Below are 26257 nucleotides of genomic sequence, written 5' to 3' on the forward strand. Positions count from 1 at the left end.
GATCAGCGGCGACGGTCCGCAGCCAGCCGGACGAGATGGTCGTAGCCGGCGACGAGCTGCGAACGGGGCCAGACGTGAGCCCGCTTGGCGGAGACCTCGTCGGCGTCCGACCAGGACAGCACGTTGCCGGCTGCCATCGCCTGCAGCATGACCGCGCATGCTGAGGCGAGCAGGACAGCGTGCATGACCGCTTCGGCCTCGTCCGTACCGACCGCGACCAGCCCGTGCCGCGGCATCAGGCAGGCGCGCCCGGCCCCGAGCGCGACGGCGAGCGCGTCGCCGAGCGCGCTGCTGCTGATCAGATCAGCGGGCAGCGGCGAACGCGGGACCTGCGGATCGGTGAACAGCACCCCGTCGTGCGAAATTGCCCGCATCGGGACGTCGAGCGCGCTGAAGGCATTCACCGCCGCTGAGTGGGTGTGGACCGAGGCGTCCACGTCGGAACGTGCTCGGAAGACACCCAGATGGATGTGGCTCTCGATGTGAGGTCGACCAGCCCCTTCGATCACCTTGCCCGCCCAGTCGACCAGCACGACCCGATCGGGGTTGACCTCGTCGAACCCCCAGCCTGCAGCTTTCAGCCAGGCACCGCGGCCCTGTGGGTCCCGAATGGCCACGTGCCCCCAGACAAGGTCCTGTTGGCCGGCCACCGCCAATGCTGCACCCGCGTGAACGACCCTCATCGGAATGTCCGCCTCGGGCACGGTCATGCCTGGACAGGCGCCGTCCGTCGCTGCGACCGATAGGCGTCGATCTCCTCGAAGCTCCACCTGCTGCTCTCGGTCGCCCCGCCATAGGCACTGTCGAACTTGTGCCGGGAGATCGTGGTGACAACCCGACTGGGCTGGGTGTGGATACTCGTGTAGGCAACGCCGGTCGGAATGTGCACGAAGGTGCCGGGGGTCATCTCGACCACACCGTTGGCGCTGACCAGCAACCGAGTGCCCTCGATCTGATACTGCACCTCTTCGGCGTTCCGATGCCGAACATATGTCCGGCCGTCTGCTTCTTCGGTCGCAGTCACACCGATCCAGTGGTCCGGGCCCTTCCAGATCCACCCGGTCGTACCTGGAGCCGGATCGTCGTGCATCACCTGCAGCCGGTCGGGTTCACTGTTGGCCTGTTCGAGCAGCAGTGTCTCGTCCGAGAGTTGCACGGCCCGGTCACAGTGCCGGGCGCCGAGGCAGTCCGTGTGCACCTCGTTGACGATCTGGCTGGTCCAGCCCTCGAACGGCGGGATCAGCACTTCGGCCCGGTTGGTGACCGGGCCCACGTCCTCGACGCCCGCGGGCAGATACCAGAGAAGGTGGCTCTCCTTCCGCCCGTAGTTGTCGTGGGCCACGCCGACCGGGATCTTGACGAAATCGCCGGGCCGGAGCTCGACTGTTCCCAGCTCGGTCATCAGTGTGCGCGGACCAGCAATCTGGAAAGCGAGCTCGTCGACATCGAGGTTGCGGTGGTACATCGGCTGGCGGAAGTCCATTTGGATCCACTCGATCCGCCCGTACTCGCTCTCCCAGAGGATGCGTGGCGGCTCGAACGCCTTGTCCTTGAATTCTTGGCCGATCACATTGACAACCAGTGGCGGGATGGGATCCCAGCTCACACCCGGCGCCCGCGAAATGGCCCGGGAGAGCAGCGTCTCCTCATCCCGCAGAAAGCGTCGTGGTGGCGTCGTGAACGGAAAAACGTCGAACAACTCTACGACCTGACCCATGTGAAGCTCCCGTTCTCTTGTTGCACAAGTTGATGTTCTGGGCTGTAGGTGACCCGCGCGGCGGTCACCCCGGTAGCTCCCCCTGCTCGAATCGGTCGTAGATGTTGGCTGCAGCGGGATGAAGCGGGATCGGCGTCACGCGAGCGTCCCCGACCGTGATCGGGTAGGCCAATGGCGATCGGTCGGCGGGAAGGTGGCGGTATTGCGCCGCCAGCACCTCGCTGTTCTCGACCACGGCCCGGGCGAGCAGGGCAGCGTCGGCGTCGGGCAGCGCATCGGTGGTGGCAATGATCCAGCCGGCGTAATCGAGTGCGGGCAACGGGTTCGGCAGGCCGGGGAAGTAACCTCCTGGCACTTCGACGATTCCGAGTCCGAAGTTCCCGGCGAGCCATTGCTGTTGGTTGACTGTGACCGGCAGGAAAGTCACCTCGGTGGTCGTCGCCAGCCGGGTCCAATCCGGGGTCATGATGGCCTCGGAAATCATGATGTCGGCCCGGCCCTCGCGCAGGTCCGCGATCGCGTCGAACGGCTGCTCATGCCGTGTCACGGTACCGCCGTTGGCCTCGATGGCCGTCAGGTCGACGCCGGCAGATTCAAGGAGCAGGTCACCTGCGAAGCCCATGAACCCATCGGGGTCGTTCGTGCCCAGGGAGATGCGCAGCGAACCTGGATGCGCCGCAGCATCGGAGAGCTGGGTGAATTCGAGGTCGGCCCGTGCAACGGCGATCATCGCATCCTGGTGCGGCAGCACCGCGATGGCTCGAAGCTGCGGGATCGCCCGGCCGGCAAACGGCCCGAGGCCCTGGTGGGCCAATCGAGAAAACGAGGCCGGAGTGGCGATCGCCACGTCCACCAGGCCTTCGCCGAGCGCGCGGAAGCTGTCACCCATGCCGCGACCGGTACTGATCAGGCTACGACGGTGATCAACTGTCTGTTGGTAGACCCAGAAGGACAGCCATCCGCAGACCCGGGTCAAGTTGAAGGCGCCCCAGTCGCCCTGCAGACGAAGCCGACCCTCGAACGTCAGTGCTGGATCTGTCATCGGTGCACCACGGCAACCCCTTTCGATGTCCTGACGTACAGTATACCCGTCCTACAAATCGAACATGATGGGCGGCGACGGCGATGTGGACATTGCAGCTTTGGGGTCATTCGTGCGTGTCGATCACAGTTCCGGATTCACCGCAAGGCAGCGCCCGGCTCCTCCTGGACCCCGGTGACCTCACGCCGCCGTTGGATGACGTCGGGCCCGTCGATGCGGTACTGGTCACCCACGCCCACCCTGATCACTTCGACCTGGACCAGATCCATCGGATCGGCTCGTCCGGTGTCGCCCCGATCTACGGACCGGTGGCGGTCGTGGACCAACTCGCGGCAGCGGGCGTCGGTGGTGGGTCGTCGGCGGAGTCGCGCCGGCTGGACATTCGCGGTGTGCAGGTCGACACGTTCCCCGCGCCTCACGAGGTGATCCACCCCGAGCTTCCGGTGCCGCAGAACGTGGCGTACTGGATCGGCGAGCGCCTGCTGGCGCCGGGCGACTCCTTCCTGGTGCCGGCGTTCGATGTGGACACATTGCTGCTACCGATCGGCGCGCCCTGGCTCAAGCTGTCGGAGTCGATCGACTATCTGCGCGCGGTTTCACCCCGCCACGCCGTATTGGTGCACGGGGCAGGGTTGGCGACGCCGCATCGGCTGTTGGCCCGCAGGCTCATCACCGAGCTGGCGCCGACCGGCACAACGGTCATCGATCCGGTCGTGGGCGAGCCGGTCGGGTTGCCGGATTGATTCCACCTCGGCAGCCGGGCCGTGATGGCCTGGGACCGGGTGTGGCCGCAGACGGGGGCGGGCCCCATTCGTGGTGCCGTCGGTCTGCAAGAATCGACCGGTGACGCAGGCCAGCGGGTACCGGGAGCGCAACAGCACCGCCGACCGCGCCCTGACAATCCTGCAGATGTTCGATGACCAACGCCTCGTGCTCTCGGCCGCAGCTGTTGCCGAGCACCTCAAAGTCGCCCGCTCGACGGCGTACCGCTACCTCCAAACTCTGGTGCAGGCGCAGTTCTTGACCGAGGACGGACGTGGCGGGTTTCGTCTGGGTATGAAGGTGCTGCAGCTGGCCCGGCTGGCGCGACGTAGTTACGGGCTCGGTGATGTCGCCGTGCCGGTCATGCGGCAGCTCACCGAACGCTTCCATCAGACTGTGTTGCTGACCAGGCAGATGGGGCAGGCGGTGGTGTGCCTGGAACGTGAGGAGTCACGGGAGCAGTACGTCCGGCTGTCATACGAACGTGGCACCATTCTCGATCTGAATGCCGGGGCGTCCGCCCTGGTACTACTGGCCTGGTTGTCCGAGCCGCAGCAGCGCGTCGCGCTTCAAGGAGCGCCATTACGACGGTTCACTCCGCAATCGATCGTCGAGCTGGAACCGCTCCTGGAGCGACTGCGAGCGATTCGGGCCGACGGCTACGCGGTCTCCTACGGCGAAGTGGACGCTGAAGCCGTCGGGATCGCCGTCCCGATCTTTCGCTCGAGCGGTGAGGTGCTCGCGGCCATCAGCGTCGTCCTGATCCGCTCACGCGTGTCCGCCGAACAGATCGATGAGATCCGTCATGCCCTGCTCGAGGCGGCCGCCCACCTCTCGCACGAGGCGCAACTACTCGAAAGTTGAGCGCTCAGACCCCGAACAGCCCACCCCGATCGTGCAGGTAGAACGTGCGTTGCTCGGTGAACGTACGCACTGATTCCTGTCCGCCGAGCCGGCCGAATCCGGACGCACCGAGTCCGCCGAAGGCGACGTGCGGCTCGTCACCGATCGAGGGGCCGTTCACATGTACGGCGCCGGCGCGGACCCGTTGGGCGAGGGTTTCGGCGCGGGCAGTGTCGGACGACAGCACACTGGCGATCAGTCCGTACTCCGTGTCGTTCGCGACGGCCACGGCCTCGTCGTCGTCGGCAACCGGGTGGATGCTGACCACCGGCGAGAACGCCTCGCGATGGTAGAGCGCCGCCTCGCGTGGTAGCTGACTGATCACCGTCGGCCGCGCGTAGGATCCGTCGGTCTCGGGCCCGCCGGCGAGCAGCCGCGCCCCACATCGCATCGCGTCACCGACCAGGTCGCGGAAGTTCGCCGCGGCCCTGCTGTTGATCAGGGGACCGAGATCGGTCTTCGCAGCCAGCGGGTCGCCGACAACCAGGCCCTCCGCATGAGCGGCGAGCCGGTCGGCGAGTTCCGCCGCCTTCGATCGGTGCACGATGATCCGATCCGTACACATGCACACCTGGCCGCTGTTGGCAAAGGCTGAGAACGCGATGGCCGGCACCCAGATGTCCAGATCAGCGTCCTCCCGCACGATCGTTGAGTTCTTTCCGCCGAGCTCGAGGACGGTCGGTGTCAGGTGGCGTCCGGCGATCTCCGCGATCTTGCGGCCGACCGCGGTCGAACCGATGAACACAACCCGGCGCACCCGCGGGTCAGCGATCAGCTCGGCAATGACCTGAGGACCCTCTCCCGGCCCGGTGCTCACCACATTGACGACTCCGACAGGCAACCCGGCCCGGCGAAGGGTATCCGCCAGGACGAACCCCGCAGCCAGTGGAGCTTCCTCACTGGGCCGGATCACGACCGTGTTGCCGACGGCCAGAGCGATCGCGAACGATCGTGCGGCAAGGATGAGCGGGGCATTCCACGGCACGATCGCCAGCACGACACCGGCCGGGACGCGGGACGATACGTTGAGCGTGCCGGTCTCATTCGACGGCAGCAGTTCGCCAACGGCCGTGGTCGTCAGCCCCGCGGCTTCCCTCAGGGTGCTGGCGGCCTCGCGGACGTTCATGTCGGCCCACCCGCGCACACTGCCCGTCTCGCACGCGAACATTGATCGATGCGTCTCGATCTCGCTCTCGAGCAGATCGGCGGCCCGCAGCAGCACTCGGCGTCGCTCGGCCGGTGAGGTGCAAGACCAGGTCCGGAAGGCCCCAGCCGCAGCGTCCACCGCAGCGGTCGCATCGCTCGTTGCGGCGGCGGCTACCTCGCGGTACACCTCGCCCGAAATCGGGGACAGATCTTCAAATCGGCGACCGTTCGTGGCGGGTCGATACTCACCGTCGATGAACAGATCCTGCACCCGGGTCATCCGGCCTCCAGCTAGCCTTGGTCAGTCAGTCCTATATCTTGGAAGCCTACATTCATCTATCAGGACAAGGGGTGGGTCGTGTCTGACAAGCAGACGATCATCCGCGCTGCAGTGCTCGACCAGTACGGCGACCGATTCATCTTCGAGGACCTCGAGCTAGGCCCATTCCGGGATGACGAGGTTCGGGTCGCGTTGGTCGGTACGGGCGCCTGTCACACGGATGCGGTGGCTCGGGCCGGTGACTATCCGGTTCCGACTCCGATCGTGCTCGGGCACGAGGGGGCCGGCGTGGTGGAGGCCGTCGGCGCGGACGTGACCGAGGTGCGGGTGGGTGATCACGTGGTCCTGAGTTTCGTTGCGTGCGGTGCCTGCTCCACCTGCCGGGCCGGCCGGCCGGCGCTGTGCCAGTTCGCGTTCGAGCGGAACTTTCTCGCTGCCCGGGCCGACGGTACCTCGACCCTTCACCGCATGGACGGTACCGCCGTCCATGGTCTCTTCTTCGGGCAATCGAGTTTCAGCACCCGCGTGATCGCACCGGCTTCCAGCGTCGTGGTGATCGACCACGAATTCGATCTGCGGCTCGCAGGCCCGCTCGGGTGCGGGTTCCAGACCGGGGCGGGAGCCGTGCTGAACAGCCTGCAACCCGAATCCGGTTCATCCATCGCAATCTTCGGCACCGGCGCGGTCGGTCTCTGCGCGGTGATGGCAGCCAAGATCGCCGGATGCACCACGATCATCGCCGTCGACCGGCACGCTGCGCGCCTGGACCTCGCGCGTGAGGTCGGCGCCACCGCTACCGTCCGCGCCGGCGAGACCGACCCGGTGGAGGCAATCCGCTCGATCACACGTGGCGGCACGGAATACGCGCTCGACACCACCGGCAACCCGATGGTCGTGCGCCAGGCGGTAGATGCGCTTCGCGTGGCCGGAGTGTGCGGCCTCATCGGGGCCGCGCGCCTCGGGACAGAAGTGTCGCTCGACCTGACGCACATGCTCTTCGGCCGCGTCTTCCGCGGCATCATCGAGGGAGACAGCATCCCTCGGCAGTTCATCCCCGAGTTGATCAACCATCACCGGGCCGGGAGATTTCCCATCGAGAAACTGGTGCAGTTCTTCGATTTCGAGAACCTCGAGGAAGCGATGGCAGCCTCGGAGCGCGGGGAGGCAGTCAAACCGGTGCTGCTCTTCTGATCCGAGCAGCACCGGCACCTCGGTCAAACAGGGGTGCTGACCCCCGTGGTCACCGCGTGTTGTGTCACAGCAGCTACCGCGTGGTGTGTCACAGCAGCGACCCGGTAGCTGTGAACCTCGGAGATGAAGCTCTCGTCGTTCACGTGTGCGGCCCCGGCCTTCGACTCGAGCATCACCTGAAGGTGGGCGTGGGACTTCCACTGGATGTACTCGGTCACTCGGGTCCCGTCCTCGCTGGCGAGGATGGAACACGAGATGAACCCATCCGTCTTGGAATGTTCGGCGGCGACGACCCGCAGCATGTCCACATGGCCTGCCTGGTCCTCTGGCTTCACGGTGAACACGACGATCAATGTCACCAGGTCGGCGTCTTCCTCGATCACGGTCACAAGGCACTCCGATCCGACCGGTTCGACGCCGGTCACTCTTCGCTGTTGTTCAGACATGCGTCTGAATGGATTCGCTGCGTCGCGGCTTGGGCGAACTGCAACCGGATCTGCGGACCGGAAGCCGGACGCATGGGACAACCTCTCGTGTCTGGCCGCGGCCCTGCCGAAGGTGCTCGAGCCCTCCGGCGGGACCATCACCGTGATGACATGACGTCGTGGTCGTCCGGCTGAGTCAACTGTGTCCAGGTGCGCCCTTTCCCCTCCCTCCGAGGCAACCGCAGTCAAGTGGCCGACGCTTCGATCGATCCGCGGGACAGCAGGTGGGCGATGCCGCGCCCACTCCCCACGTGGGACTCATTCTTGCACCATCTTTTGCGCTGGGCAAGACATGTGTTACAAAAGTCAGGACACGTGGACGTCACTTGGCGCCGGAGGACTATCTAGGGTCGAAGCCGACCCACGAGGAGTAGGAATGCCCATCTACCTGACGACCAAGGACCTGCGGCCGCTGCTCGACTCCAGCGAGGAGCTGGACAACGTCCTCGCGGCGATCGAACGTTCCGTTCTCGACCAGCATCAGGGGCCACCGGGTCACGTGATCTTCTCCGGCGTTCCGTTGGCAGGGGAGGACCAGATGCTGGTTTCCGTCAACGCCGCCGGCACAGCACCGCTGACGGTCCGCGTGTTCCCTGCCGGCTGGAACCGTGATTCCTCGGCCTCGGGCACTGTCATGCTCGCGTTCGACCCGCAAACCGGGGACCTCGAGACGATCATCCAGGCGGCCGAACTGAACCGGCTCCGGACCTCGATCCCGGTGGCTGTGGGCGCACGTCATCTCGCCCGAAAGGGCTCGCGCGTGCTCGGCATGCTCGGCAGCGGCGACCAGGCCCGAGGTACCGCCCGGACAATCCTGCGCGCGGTGCCATCGATCGAGGAGATCGTCGTCTGGAGCCCCACCCCGAAAAACCGGGAGGCGTACGCCGCCGAACAGGGCGCCAGGCTCGGCGTCCCCATCCGGCCAGTCACGACCTCTGATGAAGTCGTCGCCGCAGCCGACGTGCTCATGATGGCCGGCCGCATTCAACCGGGTGACGACGCCTTCGACGAGACTTTGCTGAAACCGGGATCGACAGTGCTCAGCATGAGCGGCGCCGCGCCGCGGGCGCTGGCCGAGAGCCCCGGCCTCTACGTACCTACCAACCGGCGGCCACGCCCGGTCGCGATCGGATTTCTCGGGCAACACGCCCCCCGGCCGATGACCCCCCCTGAGGATGTCCGGGTTCTCGCCGACGTCATCACCGGAGCGCGGCGGGCCCGCGATCAGCCTGACGAGATCTTGCTCTGGGAACTTGCCAACGTGTACCTGTGGGACCAAGCGATCGCAGCCTGGGTGCTGGACTGGGTGCGCCGAACCGGAACGGGAACCCAACTTTCCTGACCGGTGCTGGTGTCGCAGTGGGGACTGTCCGCGAGCTCCGCTGTCAAGCGGTAGCGATGACGGTGCTGTTCGGGGCGTCGACGAGTAACGCTCCGTAGACCTCGTAGGAGAGCGGCGTTTCAGGGATCCGCAGGCCTTCGGGGCCGCTGTCACCGGCTGCTTCTGGCCCGGCTCCACCGGATAGTTGTCATCTGAGCTGTGGAGCCGGAAGGTGCTGCCGGAAGGATGTTCTACGTGCATGAGCCCATCCGTGTTCCAAACTCGGGATACTCCAGCAGGCCCTGGGTGGTGCACAGGCTATGCGGACCGGGCTCGCGGCCGCGGGCGAGGTGAACGACGTCGTCACTGAACTCTCGAGATAGGGCTTGGGCACTTCATCGACCTGTCCCGAATACTGCACACCCGTGGGGTCGACCTCGTTGTGCTGGACCAGGGCATCGACACCTCGACCACCGCCGGAAGGATGTCCTTCAGATCCTCGGGAAGGACGGCATCACCGGCGAGCCACTGCACAATGCCGCCTACCACTTGAACCCTCTCAGCGCTGACCGGAGCCCATACGGCCATCCTGGCTGCGCTGCAGGACGGTGCACGGCGCACCAACCGCGAGGTGGCGGCCGCAGTCGGTGTCGCGCCCACGACGTCGCTGGACCGCACACGGAGTTTGCGGGAGCGCGGGGTGATCACCGCCATGGGACTGGAGATGGATCTGGCCCAGATCGGGCGGCCGATCCGAGCGCTCATCGCTGTCCGGGTTCGTCCAGCGACCCGACAGAACATCGAAGGCCTCCGCGAGTGGGCGGCCGGGCTGGACGACGTACTGGGCCTGTTCGTCACCAATGGCAGCGAGAGGACTTCCTGCTCCATGTGGCCGTCCCGGACAACCAGCACCTGTACGCCTTCGTCATCGACCGTCTCGCAGAGAAGCCGGAGACCGCGGACGTCCGCACCCCATCGTCTAAGAGCACCTGCACGCCAAGACCGTTCATGCCACCGGCACGCGGGTCCCGAGGCCAATGAGGGGTCGTCACTCCCAGCAGGGTGCCGGATCCCACCACGGGGGGGCGAGCTAGCTGATCAGTCACACCCGCGAGTGCGTATTCACCGATCAAACGCCATGCGCCGCAAGCACTCAGCCGCCACCTGACACGACATCTATCTACCCCTTGGTTCGGCCGATCGCGCATCTGGCTCGACGGTTCGAACGAGGGTGTGCAGTATCCGGTTGAGTTCCGCTGCGTCGTTCTGCGGGAGGTCGAGAGCATTGGGCTGGTTGGCGCTCAGTACCGCCGGCCACACCGTGGTGAGTAGGTCATGTCCGGCGCTGGTGAGTTCGATCGGGTTGGGTCGGCCCTTCGCGCGCGTTCCGAGGCGGGTGACGAGTCCCCGCTTGACCAGGCCGTCGATGACGGAAGCGATGCTCTGGGGTCGGGTGAGGACCTCGCGCGCCAGTTGGGCGGAGGTATGGGTCTGGCCGGTGGCGAGGTGGGCGAGGATCCCGAACTGCACGGGCGACAGGTCGTGTTCTGCGAACAACCGCGTGAGTCGTCGTTCGGCGACGTGTGCCGCTTTGATCAATGTCCAGGTGACCAGCCCGTCCAAGTCCTCTGTGGTGAACCGCACAGTCGTGTGCTCCTCTCGCTGGGTACCGTCGAGTAACAGATTACTGCTACTTGATGGAGATTCGATGTCCGTTTCCGCTCCCACCCCGCGAGCACAGACCATTCTGGTTACCGGCGCCACCGGTGACGTGGGCGGCGCCCTGGTCGACCGCCTCGTCGAGCTCGGAGCGCCGTTCACCGTGATGTGCCGACGGCAGGACCAGCTCGATGCTTTCGCCGCCCGGGGCATCCAGGGTGTGCGCGGTGACTTCGCAGACCCCTCCACCCTGCGCAGCGCGTTGGAAGGCTGCGATCAGCTGTTCCTGCTCCCGCCTGCCGGAACAGAGCAGTTCACCCGCGATCGCGACGCCATCGATGCCGCCGGCGCCGCGGGTGTGCGGCACGTGGTCAAGGTGTCCACGGCCGACGCGAACCCGGAATCCGCGATCCCCTGGGCCCGCGACCACGCCCGCGCCGACGCCCACCTCGAATCCAGTGGTCTGGCCTGGACTCGGCTGCAACCCGCGGCGTTCATGAAGAACCTGCTCCTGGAAGCTCCGGCCATCCGGCGCGGGTTCCTCCCCCAGACCGGCGGACACGGAGCCACCGCCTGGATCGATGCCCCCGACATCGCAGTCGCCGCCGCCCGGGTGCTGACGGACAGCACCCGGCAAGGCGGGACCGGCAGTGCGGGCCGCAGCTACATCCTCACCGGGACCCCCGCCACGTCGTATCCCCAGATCGCCGAGATGATGACCGACCTACTGAGCCGACGCGTGCGCTACCTGCACGTCCCCGCTCCGTTGATGTACCTCATCCTCCGGCTGACCGGATCGCCGAACTGGGAAGCCCGCGGGCTGATCCGTCAATTCGTCGACGTCGTCCGCCGTGGACACGACAACGGCCGCCTCACCACCGGCGACTTGGCCGAGCTCATCGAACGCGCACCCACCAGCCTTGCCGCGTTCATCCGGGCCCACCGCGACGAACTGCTCGGCGCATGACAGCAGACCAATCCCGCGGGTCAGGTCGGTGCTAGCCGGCACGCCGGAGCCGGAGCCGGAGCCCTTCAAGTATCAACGTGTAGTCGGGGTCTGAACCCGCCGGACTCCAGCAGTGATCTGGCGATGTAGTGGGTGAGGTTCCGGAAGCCGAGGGCTGATCCGCGTAGGTGCTCGAGCCTGCCGTTGATGGCCTCGGTCGGTCCGTTGGATGTGCCGGTCCGGTTGATGTAGGCCATGACGTCCGCGGCTCGTTTGACCAGGATTCGACCCGGTCGGCGGAGCTCGATGAGGACCTTCGGGACCCCGTCTCTGAGACGATCGATCACTGCTCGCCGCTCGGTAGCTCCGACTTAGCGGTCGGTGCTGCGGTACGCGCGACGAGGCGCCGATAGGCCTCAGGTCGCTTCGACCCCGGCGTGGTCGAGGTCCGTGAACAGCGCGGTCGGTCGGGCGCGTTGCCGGTCGGTGAGCAGATCCGTACCGGTGTGCACCCCCGGCGGACCCGATGCAGCGGGTCGTCCTTGCGGCCCTGCCGGCCGTGCAGTTCGTGATGTACCCGCCGGCGGTACTCATCGAGGGCCTGACCGGCGAGCGGACCACCTAGAACAGGTCCATCACCGCGACCGCATCCGGGAGCTCCTCGGTGGTGGCGGTCTTGAACCCAGTGAAGCCGTCCATCGCGACCACCTCCAAGCGGCTGCACCACAACGGATCCCGCTGCCCACCGGAACCCCGTGATTACAGCTGAGACTGCTCGATCGGGCCGGGACCCGAGGCGTGAACTACGCTGCCGAGAATGTCCACCGCCTTCTGGGTCTGCGCCGCCATCACAGCGATCAGCGGGTTCGTCAGCCTGGGCTACTCGATAGCAGCCCTACGGGCCGCCACACCATCAAAGCGCACCAGTTCGATGTACGCAGCCGCCAGAAGCCTTGCCCTGGCCCTCGCCGCAGTCGTGGCGATCTTCGCAGGCTCCCCTGACTTCCTGGCCGCCATCGCTCTGACCATGACCGTCGTACAAGCTGCGGACGCAGCGATCGGAGCTCTCATCCACGATCGACTCAAGACCATCGGGCCCGCAGCCACGGCCGCGGTGAACGCAGTCGCCCTGGTGTGGCTGCTCTCGCAATAGTCTCGTCACAGACGCAGCGGGACATCGTCGGGCCTGGTGAGACCAACCGACAACGCGGAAAATTCTGTCCACCCATGTTTCAGTGGGCTCTCCGTCGTGATGCGGCCGTTCTTCCGGCACAGCTGCAGGACGCCCTGCGGGAATGCCCCGGGGTGCGGCCGTTCTGCGACTGCATCCGCGCCGGGAGTAGCAGTCCGGGGAGCCAGTGCAGTCGTGGCGGGCAGCGAGCAAATCCGGACATGCGGCACAGCGGAGCCGCCATCGAGCACGGTGCCGGGAACGCAGAACTATTCCTCGTACGGATGAATGAGTGCACCGGGGGGTAGGAAGACGTTGCAGGCAGAGGATGACGAGACCGACGAGCCCGGGACGGCGCCGCCGGATCACCAGGTCACACCCGCGGCGCGTCCAGTCGTTCACAGTCCATTCGGAGGTCCCATGCAGCTCAACAGACGTCAGGTTCTCAGATCGGCCGGTGCGCTCTCAGTGGGCGCCACGCTCGCCGCGTGCGGGTTCACGAAGTCCACGGACTCTGCGCCGACCGGGGCCGCCGGCACCGGCGACCTCACATTCACCACCTGGGGCACCGACAGCGAGCTGGCCGGCTTCAACACCGCGATCGCCGCCTTCGAGAAGGCGAACCCCGGGACCAAGGTCGCGCTGAACGCCGTCCCGTTCCAGCAGATGTTCCCCAACATCGACGCCCAGCTGCAGTCGAACACCGCGCCGGACGTCTTCCGCGTCGACTACGACAACCTCGGCACCTACGCGGGACGCGGCCAGCTGCTCGACCTGACGGGCAAGATCGAGGCCACCGCCGGAGACGCGTTCACCGACTCGATGTGGCAGGCAGTGCAGTACGACGGCAAGCCCTACGGCATGCCGCACCACACCGACACCTCGGCGATCCTCTACAACAAGGCGGCGTTCACGGCGGCCGGGATCACCGCCGTACCGACCACCGTTGACACCGCGTGGACCTGGGAGGAGTTCGAGGCCGTCGCCGTCAAGTTGCAGAAGTCGTTGCCCGCCAAGAAATACCCGTTCGCCTACAACTGGCAGGGACAGGGCGTCACCCGCTGGCTCAGCTGGCTGTTCCAGGCCGACGGCCGGTTCCTCACCGAGGACCTCACCGCTCCCGCCATCGATTCGGCCCAGGGTCGGGCAGCGATCGACTTCACCAAGGGCTTCTTCACCAAGAAGTACGTGCCGGAGAACAGCTCGGTGAAGTCGTCCACCTACGCCAGCGACCTGTTCTTCTCCGAGACGGTGGCGATGGTCTTCGGGGGCGCGTTCCTGCTTCCGGATGCCGCGAAGCTGGCGAAGTTCGAATGGGGCGCCACCTACTCGCCGCGCAACAAGCGCGGCGGCGGCGATCTCGGCGGCAACGCACTGGTCGCGACGGCGGGTACGCAGCGGGGCGACGTCGCTGCCAAGTTCCTGCAGTTCATGACGCAGCAGCAGACGATGAAGGACTTCTGCGTCACCGCCAGCCTGCTGCCCACCCGGAAGGATCTGATCACCTCCGGCCTCGCGTTCGCCGCCCGGCCTGAGTTGTCGCCGATCTTCCTCGGCCAGGCCACCACCGTGCAGCCCTCGGATGCGAAGCAGGTCGCCTCCAAGAACATGGCGGCGATCAACCTGGTACTCAGCGATCAGCTGGAGCGGGCATTCAACTCGGGCCAGAGCACCGACGACACCATCGCCGGCATCACGGCCGGGATCAAGACGGCCCTCGCGCGGTGACGCTCACCGATTCGCTGCGCCAACGCGGCCCGGCGGAGAGTCCTCGGAAGCGCGCCGGCGCTCCCGTCGGACTGCGCAGCCGGCGCGCGCGGGAAGCGGCGACCGGGTACGCATTCCTGTTGCCCAGCTTGGTGTTGCTGGGGTTGTTCCTGTTCCTGCCGCTGGTCTGGGCGCTGTTCATCAGCTTCCAGCAGACGAACGGCTTCGGCGACGGCCGGTACGTCGGATTCGACAACTACCGCCGGCTGCTCAGCGACCCGGTCTTCTGGCGCTCGACGGTGAACACTGCACTGTTCACCGTCATCGTCGTGCCCGTCAGCATGGCGCTCGGTCTCGGCGCAGCCGTCCTGATGAACTCGGTGTTGCCTGCGCGCGGGCTGTTCCGCACGGTCATCGTGCTGCCGATGGTCATCTCCGGTGTCGCAACGGCGTTGATCGGCGTGCTGGTGTTCGACCAGAACAATGGCATCGCCAACAAGCTGTTGGGCGCCATCGGGTTCGGTGACGTGCCCTGGCAGTCCAGCGGTTTCGGTGCGTTCGCCTCCGTGGTGCTGGTGACGTTGTGGTGGCGTATCGGCTTCAACATGATCATCTATCTGGCCGGGCTGCAGGGGATCGCTCCCGACCTGTACGAATCGGCCAAGCTCGAGGGTGCCGGTGGTTGGCAGCAGTTCCGGCACATCACCTGGCCGATGGTCGGGCCGTCGACGTTCTTCCTGCTGATCATGAACGTCATCTACTCCTTCCAGGTGTTCGACCTGGTCTTCGTACTCACCCAGGGCGGTCCCGGAAACTCGACATCCGTGCTGGTGACGTACGCCTACGAGAACGGCTTCGTCACCCGGGATCAGGGGTACGCCGCCGCGATCGGGATGTTCCTGCTGGTGGTCACGGTCATCTTCACGGTGATCCAGTGGCGGGCCAGCCGTACGAGAGACCTGGTGGACTGATGGCCGTCATTCCCTCCACCCCGGTGGCGCCCGGACCGGTCCGGGCGACGGCGAACCGCGTGCGGCCGCGAGATGGTCGCTTCAAGGCGGTCCGATTGCTGGCTGCGATCGTGGTGGCCGTGGTGTTGCTGTTCCCGCTGTACTGGATGGTGGTCGTCGCCATCTCACCGCGCGAGGAGCTGCTCACGACCCAGGTCCGGTTGTGGCCCGGGCGCTTCACGATGGAGAACTTCGACCGGATCTTCTCCTCGTTCCCGGTTGCGACCTGGTTCGGCAACTCGGTAGCGATCACCGTGGTGGTCACCCTGATCACCGTGGTGGTGAACCTGTTGGCGGGCTACGCCTTTGCGCATCTGCGCTTCCCCGGGAACTCCGCGGTGTTCCTGCTGCTGCTCAGCACGCTGATGCTGCCCGTGCAGGTGATCATGGTGTCGCAGTTCCAGCTGATCACCGATCTCAACATCTACGGAACCTATTGGGGCGTCATACTTCCGACGGCCGCGTCTGCGTTCGGGGTGTTCCTGGCACGACAGTTCATCCTCGGCATCCCGCGTGAGGTTATCGAGGCCGCACGGGTCGACGGTGCCGGTCCGTGGCGGGTGTTCCTCCGCATCGTGTTACCGCTGTGCAAGCCGCTGATCGCGGTGCTGGTCCTGCTCACGGTCATGTCTACCTGGAACGACTTCAGCTGGCCACTCATCGCGCTCAAGGAGAACAGCCTGTTCACGTTGCCGATCGGGCTGCTCTACCTGCAGGGTCAGTTCGGCTCCGACTACGGCGCCACCATGGCTTTCGCGCTGCTCTCCGTCCTGCCGATCGTCCTGCTGTTCCTGTTGTTCCAGCGTTACTTCGTCCAAGGCTTCACCCGTAGCGGCATCAAGTAGCCCACCGAGGCTGCGGAGGCGCGGTCGACGACGGGATCTCAACTCACTCCGTCCGCTGGATCATCGTGGTTCGCTGGTCGAGCGACGAAGGAGTCGAGACTTGCATCGGATCCCCCTTCCCGGTCACGGGGTACAGGAATCACGTTGTGCACAACCGGAGTGTGTGCAACCATAGAGCCATGCCGGTGACCGACGAGATGGTGTGCTTCGCGCTCTACGCGGCGACCCGCGCCACCAGCCAGGCCTATCGCACGGCCCTGGAACCGTGGGGCCTGACGTATCCGCAGTATCTGGTGCTGGTGACACTGTGGGTCGAGGGCGACCAGACGGTGAGCTCGCTCGGGGAGCTGTTGCAGTTGGATTCCGGGACGCTCTCGCCGCTGCTGCGGCGGATGGAGCAGGCGGGCCTGCTCACCAGGGAACGCCGTTCGCGGGACGAGCGGATCGTCACGATCAGGACCACCGAACAGGCTCGCAGGCTACGCACCGAACTCGCCCACATCCCGCAGACCATCGCCCGCGGTACCGGCCTCCCGGACCAGGAAGCGGCCGGCGCCATGATCGCCACCCTGCGGCACCTGACCACCACCATGCAGGCGGTCGCCGCAGGCACATCACGAGCAGCCGGACCGGCTGCCGACAACCGGGTCGACGTCGCCCACCACTGAACGTCCACCACCACCCGGCTCAGCGGACACCCCGTCGACGAGCCGATCGAGAGGAATCACCATGGACACGCTGTACACCGCCGAAGCCCTGGCCACCGGCGAGGGCCGCAACGGCCACGTCACCACCACCGACGGCCGGGTCGACCTCGATCTCGCCATCCCGCCGGAGATGGGCGGCTCGGGTGAGGGCGCCAATCCCGAGCAGCTGTTCGCGGCCGGCTACGCCGCGTGCTTCCACTCCGCGCTGCAGAGCGTCGCCCGGGTACAGAAGGTGAAGATCGCGAACTCGACCGTCGGCGGTCGGGTGTCCATCGGCTCGAACGGGAACGGTGGGTTCGGACTGGCCGTGCAGCTCGAGGTGGTCATCCCCGGGCTGGACCACGAGCAGGCCCGAGCCTTGGCGGATGCCGCGCACCAGGTGTGCCCGTATTCCAACGCCACCCGCGGCAACATCGAGGTCACCATCACGGTGTCCGACGACTGATCGTGCTCTGACGGGATCTGGTCTCCTTCGTCGCTCGATCACCGAGGATTTCGGTGGTCCCCTTCGTCGCTCAGGACAGGGAGCAAGCGAGGAACGAGCGCGTCGAGATCTCGTTGGGCCGGAATCAGGTTCCGACCGATCTCGACTCACTCCGTTCGCTCGATCACCGAGCAATTCACTCGATCACCGTTGCACCACAACTACTTCCAGTGAGGAACCACCATGCGCACCATCATCCACGAGACCTTCGGTGAGCCGGAGGACGTGCTGACCGTCCAGGACCGCCCGTTGCCCGAGCCCGGTGCGGGTGAGGTCCGGATCAGGACCCTGCTCGCAGCGATCCACAACCACGACCTCTGGACGGTCCGCGGCAGTTACGGCTTCAAGCCGGACCTCCCGGCGCGGGCCGGTACCGAGGCCGTCGGAATCGTGGATGCAGTCGGTGAGGGAGTCACGGGACTGACCGTCGGTCAGCGGGTCGCCTCGGGCGGCAGCTTCGGCGCCTGGGCCGAGTACTTCACCACTCCGGCGGCCGGCCTGATCCCCGTTCCCGATGCGATCGGCGATGGCGCTGCGGCGCAACTGGTCTCGATGCCGTTCAGCGCCATCAGCCTGCTGCACTTCCTCGACCTGCAGCCCGGGGACTGGCTGGCACAGAACGCCGCGAACGGGGCTGTCGGACGGATGGTCGCCCAACTCGGAGCAGCCCGCGGACTGAACGTGGTCGGCCTCGTCCGCCGCGCTGCGGGCGTCGACGAGCTCGAGAGCCAGGGCATCGGAAACATCGTCGCCACCGACGCCGACGGTTGGCAGGACCAGGTGAAGGCGATCACCGGCGGAGCTCCCATCCGCGCCGGGGTCGAATCGCTCGGTGGGCGCGCAGCCGGCGATCTGCTCGGCCTGCTGGCTGAGAGCGGCACGCTGGTTGCTTTCGGATCGATGAACTCGCCGATCCTGAACCTCAGCGCCGGCGACCTCATCTTCAAGCAGGCGATCGTCAAGGGCTTCTGGGGTGCCGTGGTCAGTAGGGACATGGCGCCCGAACTCAAGGGTGAGCTGTTCCGTGAGCTGATCCAGCGGGTCCTGGCCGGCGAGCTGACGCTTCCGGTCGAGGCCACCTACTCCTTCGACGACGTCACCGACGCCGTCCGGGCAAGCCTCGGCGTCGGCCGGATCGGCAAGGTCCTGCTCCGTCCCTGACGTGAGGAATGAGTCGCGACGTCGGCGAACGGTTCTGCTGCCGAGCAACGCTCAGGCCCGCTGCTCGGCGACCGACAGCGTTCGATCCACAGCTGCGCCGCCCGGCACGATCGCACTCCTCGCCGCGGGGACGGCTCCCGGTGCTGCGACCAGGTCGATCCGGCGTGCGCCGCAGCCGGTGCACCGGACGTAGCGGATCACCCCCTCGAGAGTGCGGTGGCTCGATTCGGTGCACCAGCCGTGCTCGTGGGCGCGCACAGTGGCGATGGATGTGCACAGGACGTCCGTTTCGGCGCTCATCCGACCGACTCTGCTGTAATGTCGTTGTGCATCTCAACCCTTACGGCGAGTACGCCGTTCTGCTGGCCGCCTCCCTCGCCGACGACTGGCCCACCGATCGCGACGGCATCGTCGCGCGTGCCCACGAGGCAGGGATGACGATGACGTTCCGGGAAGCGGCAGACGACCATCTCCGCATTCGTGCCGTCCTGGACGATTGGTTACGCGTCGTCGACGCCGCAGACCCGCACGAGCGCGCAGCGCTGCTGAACGATCAGATGGCCAGAGCCACCGCGTATCCGCGGATGACGGACCACGACGGCGAGGGTTGGCACCTGCACTACCGGGACGAAGACCTGCCGCTGCCACGAGTGCTCGCCGCGATCTTCTCCGTCGGCACCGCCCTGCACCTGACCACGCGCGGGATGGACAGGCTGCGCCGCTGCGAAGCCGGGCGCCATCCCGGAGATGACTGCAGGAACGTGGTCTGTGACGTCACCCGCAACGGCCGGCAGCGGTACTGCTCGGTGCGTTGCGCCAACCGAGCGGCGGTCCGCCGGCACCGGGCGAGGTCCTCCTGAGCAACGGCCCGTCGACAGTGGCCCGTCGACAGGGCGGTTTAGACAGGGCGGTTTCGACCGCGCAACGCGGTGGATGCGAAGGCGATCGCCATTGCGCGCCGCTCACGCCGGTGAGAATACTTTTATTCTCTGCCGATTGACCGCCACACCCATGGACGAGGGGCGTCCGGCGGACGAAACTCGATGCAGCCCAGCGGATTCTCTGCAGGGTACCGGCCGCGGTCACGGGAATACGCAGGAGATGGCAGATGAAGAAACAGGCAAGAACAGCGTTGTTCGGTCTGATGTGTGCGGTGTTCGCGGTGTGGGGGATCGGGGCCGCCGGCGGAGCCTCCGCATCCACTGCTCCTGCGGTGCAGCAGTCAGCGGCGGTGCAGGCAGCGGTGGTGAACGCCGCAGCGGCCACGCTCCATTGCCGCGATCACTCCGCGGAATCCAAGCCGGTCTCCGGCAAGGTCGTCGTGCCGACCAGCTACTGCTACGACCCCGACACCTCGAACCACCGCGGCTGGCACGACTACTGCACGAGCTCACCCGACTCGGTGTACATCTCCAGCGGTGCGCCGTTCGGTATCGGCAGCGGCACTGTCAACTTCCGCGGCCCGTGTGCCCGCCACGACATGTGCCTGCAGTCGACCCATTCGCACAGCACGTGCGACGGACCCTTGCTGAGCAACCTGAAGAAGAACTGCACCCAGAAGTTCAATGCAGCCAATCCCGCGCGGTACAAGTGCTACGCCGTGGCGTACACCTACTACCTGGTCATCAAGGTGAAGACCGCGATCTCCTGACGCAGGCCCCGTCCGTACCTCACACTGATGATCAGCCGGCCCACCGGTCGGCTGATCATCGGTGTGAGGTGGCGGTTGATGATGACCCAACGGCGGACCGGGGAACAGACCAGACAACTGCTCATCGACGTGGGACTCTCGATGCTGCTGCGGCGGGGGATCTCTGCGGCCGTCGGTCACATCCGGTTGCAGGAGGTGCTGCGCAAGGCGGGGCTCACCTCGGGGGCGGCCTATCGGCTGTGGCCGGACCAGGAGGCCTTCCAGCGAGACCTCGCGGTGGCCGCGACCAGGCGGCGGTTCGACGATCCGGTCTCCGGCACGATGGCCAGGATCGGACCGATCATCGATGATCACCTGCCGCTGACCACCGTGGTGCGCGAGGGTTGCGCCGCCCACATCGAGAGCCTGGAGGGTGGGGGGACGACACCGTTCCTGATCGCTCTCACCATTCGCGCGACGGCAATCGCGTCCGACGACCTGCGCCGGGCCAGCCAGGAACGACACGCCGATTCCGTCCAGAGGTTCGCGGCGCTCTATGCGTCCCTGATGGGCTCCTACGGCAGGACGATGCGACCGGGACGGAGCATCGAGGAGTTCGCCGGATCGATGGCAGCCCTGGGGGAAGGCTTTGCGCTGCAGGCAATCGAAGGGATCCCGCACCCGAGGATGCCGGGTCCTGACGGTACCGAGTGGACGCTGTTCGGACTCGGCGTCTGGAGTCTGGTGGAAGGGTTCACCTGGCTCCGCGACGATCCGGCCCTCGTCCCAACCCGCTCAGCGCAGTGACCGGTGCGACGCGATCCGGATCCTCCGAGAACACCGGTTTCAGACGCCGGTGGCCATGTCCAACCGGGACTGCTGGTCTGCGCTGAGCTCGAGATCCGTTGCGGCGGCGGATGATCGGGCGGTCTCCGGGCGGGACGACCCGGGAATCGGGACGACGACGGGTGACGTGGCGAGCATCCAGGCGAGCGTCACCTGCTGCGGGCTGGCGTCGAGCTCGTCGGCCACCTGCTGGAACGCGGCGTAGCTGGACCCGAGATCGGATGCCTTCGAGATTCCACCCAAAGGTGACCACGGCAGGAACGCGATGCCCAGCTCGGAGCACAGCTCGAGCTCCGGGCGGGACGACAGGAACGCGGGCGAGTACTGGTTCTGCACGGACGCGAGCCGGCCACCCAGGATGTTCTGCGCCTGCCGGATCTGCTCCGGGTTGGCGTTGGAGATCCCGGCCTGCCGGATCTTGCCCTCGTCCAGCAGGTCACGCAGGGTCCCGACGGAGTCCTCGTACGGGACCGTCGGATCGGGGCGGTGGTACTGGTAGAGACCGATCGCGTCGATCCCCAGGCGCCGCAGCGACGCCTCACAGGCTGCGCGCAGGTGCTCCGGCGAACCGTCCTGTTCCCAGCTGTCCGGCAGCGACCGGGTGTGGCCACCCTTGGTGGCGACCAGGACGTCATCGGTGTCGCCGCTCCAGCTGCGCAGGGCCTCGGCGATCAGGCTCTCGTTGTGGCCGACCTCCTCGTCGTCGACGTGCCCCGCCAGGTGATAGGCGTCGGCGGTGTCGATCAGCCGCACGCCGGCATCGAGCGAGGCGTGGATGGTGGCGATGGCGGCGGCGCGATCTTCCGGACGGCCCTCAATGGACAGCGGCATTCCGCCGAGTCCGATGGCCGACACGGTTGTCTGTCCGATGGTTCTGGTGTGCATACCCGGACGGTACCCACCTGAGGCGGTCGAGCAAACGGAGGCAGCCGGGACCCGGGTCCGTTCTTGACGGGATGCCGGCACCCTCCTCGTCGCCTGCTCGTTCACCGGATCTGCGGTGGTCGAGCGATGGAGGAGCCGAGAGCCCGATCGATCGGCGGATGGACCGCTCGGTCGCCGCGCACGGCCGGCAGGACGATCCGGACGGCGAGGCCACCCTCCGGTAGCGCCGCAGCGGTGACGGTTCCGCCGTGGGCCGCGACGATCGAGCGGACAATGGTCAGGCCGAGGCCCACCCCTGCGGTGTGGGACAGCCGGGTGGCGGACAACCGTTGGAACGGTTCGAACAGCCGGGGCACCTGGTCGGGTGGTACCAAGGGTCCTGAGTTGGAGACGATCACCGTTCCCGGCCAGGCCACCCTGACCAGGACCCAGCCGTCGTCGACGTTGTACTTGAGGGCGTTGTCCACGAGGTTCTGGATCAGCCGTTCCAGCAACGTCGGCTCACCGGCCACCGTCGTCGGCTCCAGCTCACGCAGGATGCGCAGCCCGCGGGTGCCGGCGACCCTTCCGAGCACTTCGTCGGCCACGGCCGCCAGGTCCACCGGCTGGACCGACACCACTCCCTGGTCGCTCTCCGCCAGGGTCAGCAGACCTTCGATGAGGTGTTCGCTCCGCGCGTTGGTCCCCAGCAGTTGGCGGGACAGCAGTTCCTGTTGCTCGACGGTGAGGTGTCTGCCCATGCTCACCTCGATGAGGGTGCGCTGGGTCGCCAGCGGGGAGCGCAACTCGTGGGAGGCATTGGCGGTGAACCGACTCTGTGCCTGGTAGGCACCGCCGACCCGCTCCAGCAGCTGATCGATCGAATCCGCCAGTCGCCGGGACGGATCGTTCCCGATCGCACCCACCCGCAGACCGAGGTTCGTCGGCCCGAACTGCCCCACCCGGAGCGCCAGGTCGTCCAGCGGGCGCAGGCACCACCGTGGGAGGACGTAGAGCAACCATCCGGTGAATGCCGTGGTGACCACCAGCTCGATGACTGCCAGCGTGGGGTTGAAGACGGTGCAGCCGTTGAGCCCGTCGACCCAGGTGTCGCCGCACGAGGGTGCCTTCTGCAGCATCATCCGGACGAGATCCAGGCCGACATCGAGAGCGATCGACAGGTAGAGGTATCCCACGACGAGGCAGGCCGACGCCGTGGCCATGATCCGGATCCGGAGGTTCAGCTGCACGGTCTACTCGCCCAGGCGATAGCCGGCGCGCAGCACGGTGTGCAGGACCGGCGGATCACCCAGCTTGCGGCGCAACGTCATCACCGCGACGCGCACCGTGTTGGTGAAGGGATCGGCGTGCTCGTCCCACGCCTTCTCGAGCAGTTCTTCGGCGCTCACCACCTCGCCACCTGCGCGCACCAACACATCGAGCACGGCGAACTCCTTGGGAGTCAGATCGAGCAGTCCGCCCTCCCGGAATGCCTGGTGCCGCGGGTGATCGACGGTGATACCCGCGCACTCCAGGACCGGCTTGGTGCGAGGCGTGACGCGCCGGGCGAGGGCCTGGACGCGAGCGGTGAGCTCGGCGAAGGCGAAGGGCTTCCCCAGGTAGTCGTCGGCTCCGAGCGCCAGACCCTCAACGCGATCGCGGACGCCGGTGGCGGCGGTGAGCACCAGCACTCGGGTGGCGGATCCCTGCTCGACCAGCCAACGGCACACGTCGTCGCCGGTGGCGCCGGGCATGTCGCGGTCCAGGATGGCGACGTCGTACTCGTTCTCGCTCAGATGGACGATCGCCGAGCGGCCGTCGAAGCAGACGTCCACCGCCATCGAGCGCCGGCGGAGTCCTTGGGCGATGGTCTCGGCCAGCAGCTCCTCGTCGTCTGCCACCAGGACACGCATGTTCGGATCCTTCCTCCGGGTGACAGTGCTGCGGCGAGTCTAGGGGCGCCGTTGTCAGTTCCGGATAAGGAAGTGACGTACGGGCGCCTCACGCACTCCTCAGCACTCTGTGCTCCATGACCGAGACACTGCGACCCATCCAGCACCCCCGACCCGCCCGCGCCACAGCCATGGCCCCGACCGCGGGCCGCACCGTCCGGGACGAACTGTTCCGATCGATCGCCCTGTGGCTGGGCAGAGTGCTGCTGCCGAGCGCCTGGCTCGGATCGCGGCACGACTCGCACGCCCGGGCAGCCCAGTGGGCCCTGCAGCTGCGCTTCCCCCATGAGCGCCTCGCCGGTCTGACGACCGGGATGGCGGTCGCTCTCCGTCGAGCCCGCACCGCCGCGTTCTGGGAACAGGATCTGCTGCTGGGAGTGACGTCCGGCCACCGCACCGTCGACGAGCAGAACCGGATGCTGACCGACGATCTCATCCGGCTGGAGTCCGTCGGTGACGGCCCTGCCCGCGCGCTCCCCGTCGAACAGTCGCAGCACGTCGCCGGTCTGGCCGTTGACGTACGTCCACGGGAAGCCGCGATGTGGTTGGAGCGCAACGGTCATCGGTTTGATCTGTACCGCACGTACGCGAACGAGTGGTGGCATTTCGAGTACCTGCCGCGGGCCAGCGGCACCGCTCCCCAGATGCTCGCCCATCCGGGGGCGCGCGGTCCGGGCAAGTGCAGCACGACTGGTGCCGGCGTGCAGTCCTGATCAAGCACGAGCGGGTCCGACAGGGAGGTGTCCTCGGGCAATCGTTCACCGCTCGGTCACCCGACTGTCGGCTGCGCGTCGCCCTGCAGGTCGAAGCTGCGGGAGCCCTCGTTCGTGGGGGCCGAGAGCTCCGGCAGCTTCGTCGGAACCGCCGTCACACCCAGGAGCGCGTCGTGAGTCGTCCCCTTCCTTTCGTCCGTCGTCGGCTCAGGGCCGGTACCGCCGTCGGCGTCACCGCTGCGATCGTGGGAGCCGCTGCTCTGATTCCTGCGTTGACCGTTGGGACGGTCGTTGCTCCGGTCGGCTCCGGCCCGGCTGCGGCGCACGTCGCATCCTGGCCGCTCCCTCCGCAGCCACCGCGTCCGGGGGCAGCCAGGGCGGCCGTCACCCTCTACGCCGAGAACGTCGCTCCGTTGGCGACGATCGGCGGCGTGCAGATCGGCGGCAGCGCGTTCGGGTCGTCGTTCACCAAGGCGCCGTGGGGATCCGATCTCTACTACGGGCTGACCGATCGCGGACCCAATGTCGACGGGCCGAACGCCACGAAGATCGAGCCGCTGCCCGATTTCAACCCGGCGATCGGCGAGTTCGCCCTTGTCGGCTCCGGGTCGCGCGCGCACGCCGTACTGCTGCGCACGATCCCGCTGAGAGCGGCGGACGGCTCCGGCTACAACGGTCGGGTGAGTCTGGCCGGCGGCACCGGAGAGACCATCACGGATCTGACCGGTACTGCCCTCGACCCGAGCCCGTACGGCTACGACCCCGAGGGCCTCGCAGTGCTGCGCGACGGCACCTTCTGGGTGTCCGACGAGTACGGCCCGTTCATCACCCACTTCGATCGCACCGGTCGCCAGCTCGAACGACTCAGCCCGTTCGACGGGTCGCTGCCGGTGGAGCTGTCGCTGCGGGATCCGAACAAGGGCATGGAGGGACTCACCGTCACGCCCGACGGCCGGATGTTGGTCGGCATCATGCAGGCTGCACTGAACGCCCCGGACGGCCCGAAGTCCAAGAACGTCCCGGTGGTGCGGATCGTGACGGTCGATCTGGCGAGCCGACAGACCCACGAGTACCTGTATGCCCTGCACGCCGGCGATTCCGTCGGCACCACGGTCAGCGAGATCGCCGCGCTGAACGCACACGAGTTCCTCGTGGACGAACGCGACTCCGCGAAAGAACCGGCTGCGAACAAGAAGCTGTACCGGATCGACCTCCGCGGGGCGACGGACGTGAGCAAGCATGCGCAGGTTCCGAACGCGACCTACCGCGAGGTGCACGGCGGACTCCTGGTGGGCGGCAGGACGATCGAGGCGATCGCCGGCAAGAACTCGACCGCTACCGCGACCGCGAACCTGGCAGCTGTCGGCGTCACGCCGGCGACCTCGAGGCTCTTCCTGGACATCGGCGGCCTGGTGACGGCGATCGCTCCCGACGGATCATTCTTCGGTCATGACAAGGTCGAGGGTGTCGCGGTGGTCGACGGTGGACGGTCGGTGGTGCTCAGCAACGATTCGGATTTCGGCATCGACGGCACGACCACCACGACCCCGCCGTTCGGTCTGCAGGCCAAGATCCTGCCGAACGGACGTCAGGACAGCGGCGAGCTGCTGAAGGTCGACCTGGCGAAGGTGCCGGCGGAATACCGCCGCTGATCGAGCGACAGAGGACGGTCGGAGACGAGATCCGTTCCGTGCAACGACGGGGTCTGATCACGC

27 protein-coding genes and 2 pseudogenes are annotated in these 26257 nt (G+C 66.8%); 18 read left to right on the top strand and 11 right to left on the bottom strand.

Going from position 1 to position 26257, the window contains the following annotated elements; genetic code table 11:
- Positions 1-2: 2 nt before the first annotated feature.
- The 3 genes from ABLG96_RS00485 to ABLG96_RS00495 form a co-directional block, all read right to left on the bottom strand.
- Positions 3-683: a class II aldolase/adducin family protein gene (locus ABLG96_RS00485; RefSeq protein ID WP_353649480.1), complete on the bottom strand. Its 681-nt coding sequence runs from the start codon at positions 681-683 to the stop codon at positions 3-5.
- Between the two features lie 23 nt (positions 684-706).
- Complete coding sequence (locus ABLG96_RS00490) at positions 707-1717, bottom strand: hypothetical protein (protein ID WP_353649481.1); 1011 nt, start codon at positions 1715-1717, stop codon at positions 707-709.
- A gap of 64 nt (positions 1718-1781) precedes the next feature.
- A complete protein-coding gene (locus ABLG96_RS00495; protein ID WP_353649482.1) occupies positions 1782-2606 on the bottom strand; it encodes a TAXI family TRAP transporter solute-binding subunit in 825 nt (274 codons plus the stop codon).
- A 236-nt stretch (positions 2607-2842) separates the two neighbouring features.
- On the opposite strand from ABLG96_RS00495, the gene ABLG96_RS00500 reads away from it, so the two are divergent.
- Positions 2843-3502, top strand: a complete 660-nt coding sequence (locus ABLG96_RS00500) for an MBL fold metallo-hydrolase (protein WP_353649483.1) — start codon at positions 2843-2845, stop codon at positions 3500-3502.
- A 100-nt stretch (positions 3503-3602) separates the two neighbouring features.
- On the top strand, positions 3603-4385 hold the full coding sequence (locus tag ABLG96_RS00505; protein ID WP_353649484.1) for an IclR family transcriptional regulator: 783 nt from the start codon (positions 3603-3605) through the stop codon (positions 4383-4385).
- Between the two features lie 4 nt (positions 4386-4389).
- On the opposite strand, the gene ABLG96_RS00510 is transcribed toward ABLG96_RS00505, so the two are convergent.
- A complete protein-coding gene (locus tag ABLG96_RS00510) occupies positions 4390-5850 on the bottom strand; it encodes an aldehyde dehydrogenase family protein (protein WP_353649485.1) in 1461 nt (486 codons plus the stop codon).
- A 111-nt stretch (positions 5851-5961) separates the two neighbouring features.
- On the opposite strand from ABLG96_RS00510, the gene ABLG96_RS00515 reads away from it, so the two are divergent.
- Entirely contained in the window at positions 5962-7041 is a 1080-nt protein-coding gene (locus tag ABLG96_RS00515; protein WP_353651628.1) for an NAD(P)-dependent alcohol dehydrogenase, read from the top strand.
- 23 nt (positions 7042-7064) lie between these two features.
- Here ABLG96_RS00515 and ABLG96_RS00520 read toward each other — a convergent pair whose 3' ends face one another.
- Positions 7065-7625, bottom strand: a complete 561-nt coding sequence (locus ABLG96_RS00520) for an antibiotic biosynthesis monooxygenase (protein WP_353649486.1) — start codon at positions 7623-7625, stop codon at positions 7065-7067.
- 193 nt (positions 7626-7818) lie between these two features.
- On the opposite strand from ABLG96_RS00520, the gene ABLG96_RS00525 reads away from it, so the two are divergent.
- Positions 7819-8868 (top strand): hypothetical protein, encoded by a 1050-nt coding sequence (locus tag ABLG96_RS00525; protein ID WP_353649487.1) that lies wholly within the window; start codon positions 7819-7821, stop codon positions 8866-8868.
- A gap of 544 nt (positions 8869-9412) precedes the next feature.
- A pseudogene (locus ABLG96_RS00530) lies at positions 9413-9830 on the top strand (Lrp/AsnC family transcriptional regulator).
- A 193-nt stretch (positions 9831-10023) separates the two neighbouring features.
- On the opposite strand, the gene ABLG96_RS00535 reads toward ABLG96_RS00530, so the two are convergent.
- The gene (locus ABLG96_RS00535) at positions 10024-10491 is read right to left on the bottom strand and encodes a MarR family winged helix-turn-helix transcriptional regulator (RefSeq protein ID WP_353649488.1); all 468 of its coding nucleotides are present in this window, start codon (positions 10489-10491) and stop codon (positions 10024-10026) included.
- 64 nt (positions 10492-10555) lie between these two features.
- Here ABLG96_RS00535 and ABLG96_RS00540 point away from each other — a divergent pair, with 64 nt between their 5' ends.
- Positions 10556-11473: an NAD(P)H-binding protein gene (locus ABLG96_RS00540; RefSeq protein ID WP_353649489.1), complete on the top strand. Its 918-nt coding sequence runs from the start codon at positions 10556-10558 to the stop codon at positions 11471-11473.
- 65 nt (positions 11474-11538) lie between these two features.
- Here the strand turns inward: ABLG96_RS00540 and ABLG96_RS00545 are convergent.
- Positions 11539-12166, bottom strand: a pseudogene (locus ABLG96_RS00545) (transposase); the annotation flags it as partial.
- 103 nt (positions 12167-12269) lie between these two features.
- On the opposite strand from ABLG96_RS00545, the gene ABLG96_RS00550 reads away from it, so the two are divergent.
- The 7 genes from ABLG96_RS00550 (at position 12270) to ABLG96_RS00580 (ending at position 18537) form a co-directional block, all read left to right on the top strand.
- Positions 12270-12605, top strand: coding sequence for a hypothetical protein (locus tag ABLG96_RS00550; RefSeq protein WP_353649490.1), 336 nt, complete (start codon positions 12270-12272; stop codon positions 12603-12605).
- Between the two features lie 438 nt (positions 12606-13043).
- Complete coding sequence (locus ABLG96_RS00555) at positions 13044-14351, top strand: sugar ABC transporter substrate-binding protein (protein ID WP_353649491.1); 1308 nt, start codon at positions 13044-13046, stop codon at positions 14349-14351.
- A complete protein-coding gene (locus tag ABLG96_RS00560) occupies positions 14348-15301 on the top strand; it encodes a sugar ABC transporter permease (protein WP_353649492.1) in 954 nt (317 codons plus the stop codon). Before ABLG96_RS00555 ends, ABLG96_RS00560 begins: the two co-directional genes overlap by 4 nt.
- Positions 15301-16185, top strand: coding sequence for a carbohydrate ABC transporter permease (locus tag ABLG96_RS00565; RefSeq protein WP_353649493.1), 885 nt, complete (start codon positions 15301-15303; stop codon positions 16183-16185). Before ABLG96_RS00560 ends, ABLG96_RS00565 begins: the two co-directional genes overlap by 1 nt.
- A gap of 179 nt (positions 16186-16364) precedes the next feature.
- Positions 16365-16853 carry a MarR family transcriptional regulator gene (locus ABLG96_RS00570; RefSeq protein WP_353649494.1) on the top strand — a complete coding sequence of 163 codons (489 nt, stop codon included), beginning with the start codon at positions 16365-16367 and terminating at the stop codon, positions 16851-16853.
- Between the two features lie 61 nt (positions 16854-16914).
- On the top strand, positions 16915-17337 hold the full coding sequence (locus ABLG96_RS00575) for an organic hydroperoxide resistance protein (protein WP_353649495.1): 423 nt from the start codon (positions 16915-16917) through the stop codon (positions 17335-17337).
- A gap of 222 nt (positions 17338-17559) precedes the next feature.
- A complete protein-coding gene (locus tag ABLG96_RS00580; protein ID WP_353649496.1) occupies positions 17560-18537 on the top strand; it encodes a zinc-binding dehydrogenase in 978 nt (325 codons plus the stop codon).
- Positions 18538-18588: 51 nt separating this feature from the next.
- Here the strand turns inward: ABLG96_RS00580 and ABLG96_RS00585 are convergent, their stop codons facing one another.
- Complete coding sequence (locus ABLG96_RS00585; RefSeq protein ID WP_353649497.1) at positions 18589-18837, bottom strand: hypothetical protein; 249 nt, start codon at positions 18835-18837, stop codon at positions 18589-18591.
- A gap of 26 nt (positions 18838-18863) precedes the next feature.
- On the opposite strand from ABLG96_RS00585, the gene ABLG96_RS00590 reads away from it, so the two are divergent.
- The 3 genes from ABLG96_RS00590 (at position 18864) to ABLG96_RS00600 (ending at position 20974) form a co-directional block, all read left to right on the top strand.
- Positions 18864-19397: a CGNR zinc finger domain-containing protein gene (locus ABLG96_RS00590; protein WP_353649498.1), complete on the top strand. Its 534-nt coding sequence runs from the start codon at positions 18864-18866 to the stop codon at positions 19395-19397.
- 248 nt (positions 19398-19645) lie between these two features.
- Entirely contained in the window at positions 19646-20188 is a 543-nt protein-coding gene (locus ABLG96_RS00595) for a hypothetical protein (RefSeq protein ID WP_353649499.1), read from the top strand.
- Between the two features lie 27 nt (positions 20189-20215).
- Positions 20216-20974 carry a hypothetical protein gene (locus ABLG96_RS00600; protein WP_353649500.1) on the top strand — a complete coding sequence of 253 codons (759 nt, stop codon included), beginning with the start codon at positions 20216-20218 and terminating at the stop codon, positions 20972-20974.
- Positions 20975-21013: 39 nt separating this feature from the next.
- Here the strand turns inward: ABLG96_RS00600 and ABLG96_RS00605 are convergent, their stop codons facing one another.
- The 3 genes from ABLG96_RS00605 to ABLG96_RS00615 form a co-directional block, all read right to left on the bottom strand.
- Positions 21014-21898, bottom strand: coding sequence for an aldo/keto reductase (locus ABLG96_RS00605; RefSeq protein WP_353649501.1), 885 nt, complete (start codon positions 21896-21898; stop codon positions 21014-21016).
- A 101-nt stretch (positions 21899-21999) separates the two neighbouring features.
- Complete coding sequence (locus ABLG96_RS00610; protein WP_353649502.1) at positions 22000-23127, bottom strand: HAMP domain-containing sensor histidine kinase; 1128 nt, start codon at positions 23125-23127, stop codon at positions 22000-22002.
- Positions 23128-23130: 3 nt separating this feature from the next.
- Positions 23131-23790: a response regulator transcription factor gene (locus ABLG96_RS00615; RefSeq protein ID WP_353649503.1), complete on the bottom strand. Its 660-nt coding sequence runs from the start codon at positions 23788-23790 to the stop codon at positions 23131-23133.
- A gap of 116 nt (positions 23791-23906) precedes the next feature.
- On the opposite strand from ABLG96_RS00615, the gene ABLG96_RS00620 reads away from it, so the two are divergent.
- On the top strand, positions 23907-24542 hold the full coding sequence (locus tag ABLG96_RS00620; protein ID WP_353649504.1) for a D-alanyl-D-alanine carboxypeptidase: 636 nt from the start codon (positions 23907-23909) through the stop codon (positions 24540-24542).
- Between the two features lie 173 nt (positions 24543-24715).
- A complete protein-coding gene (locus ABLG96_RS00625) occupies positions 24716-26194 on the top strand; it encodes an esterase-like activity of phytase family protein (RefSeq protein ID WP_353649505.1) in 1479 nt (492 codons plus the stop codon).
- Positions 26195-26257 lie beyond the last annotated feature (63 nt).

It is taken from the genome of Nakamurella sp. A5-74 (genome assembly GCF_040438885.1).
In the GTDB taxonomy this organism is placed as follows: domain Bacteria; phylum Actinomycetota; class Actinomycetes; order Mycobacteriales; family Nakamurellaceae; genus Nakamurella.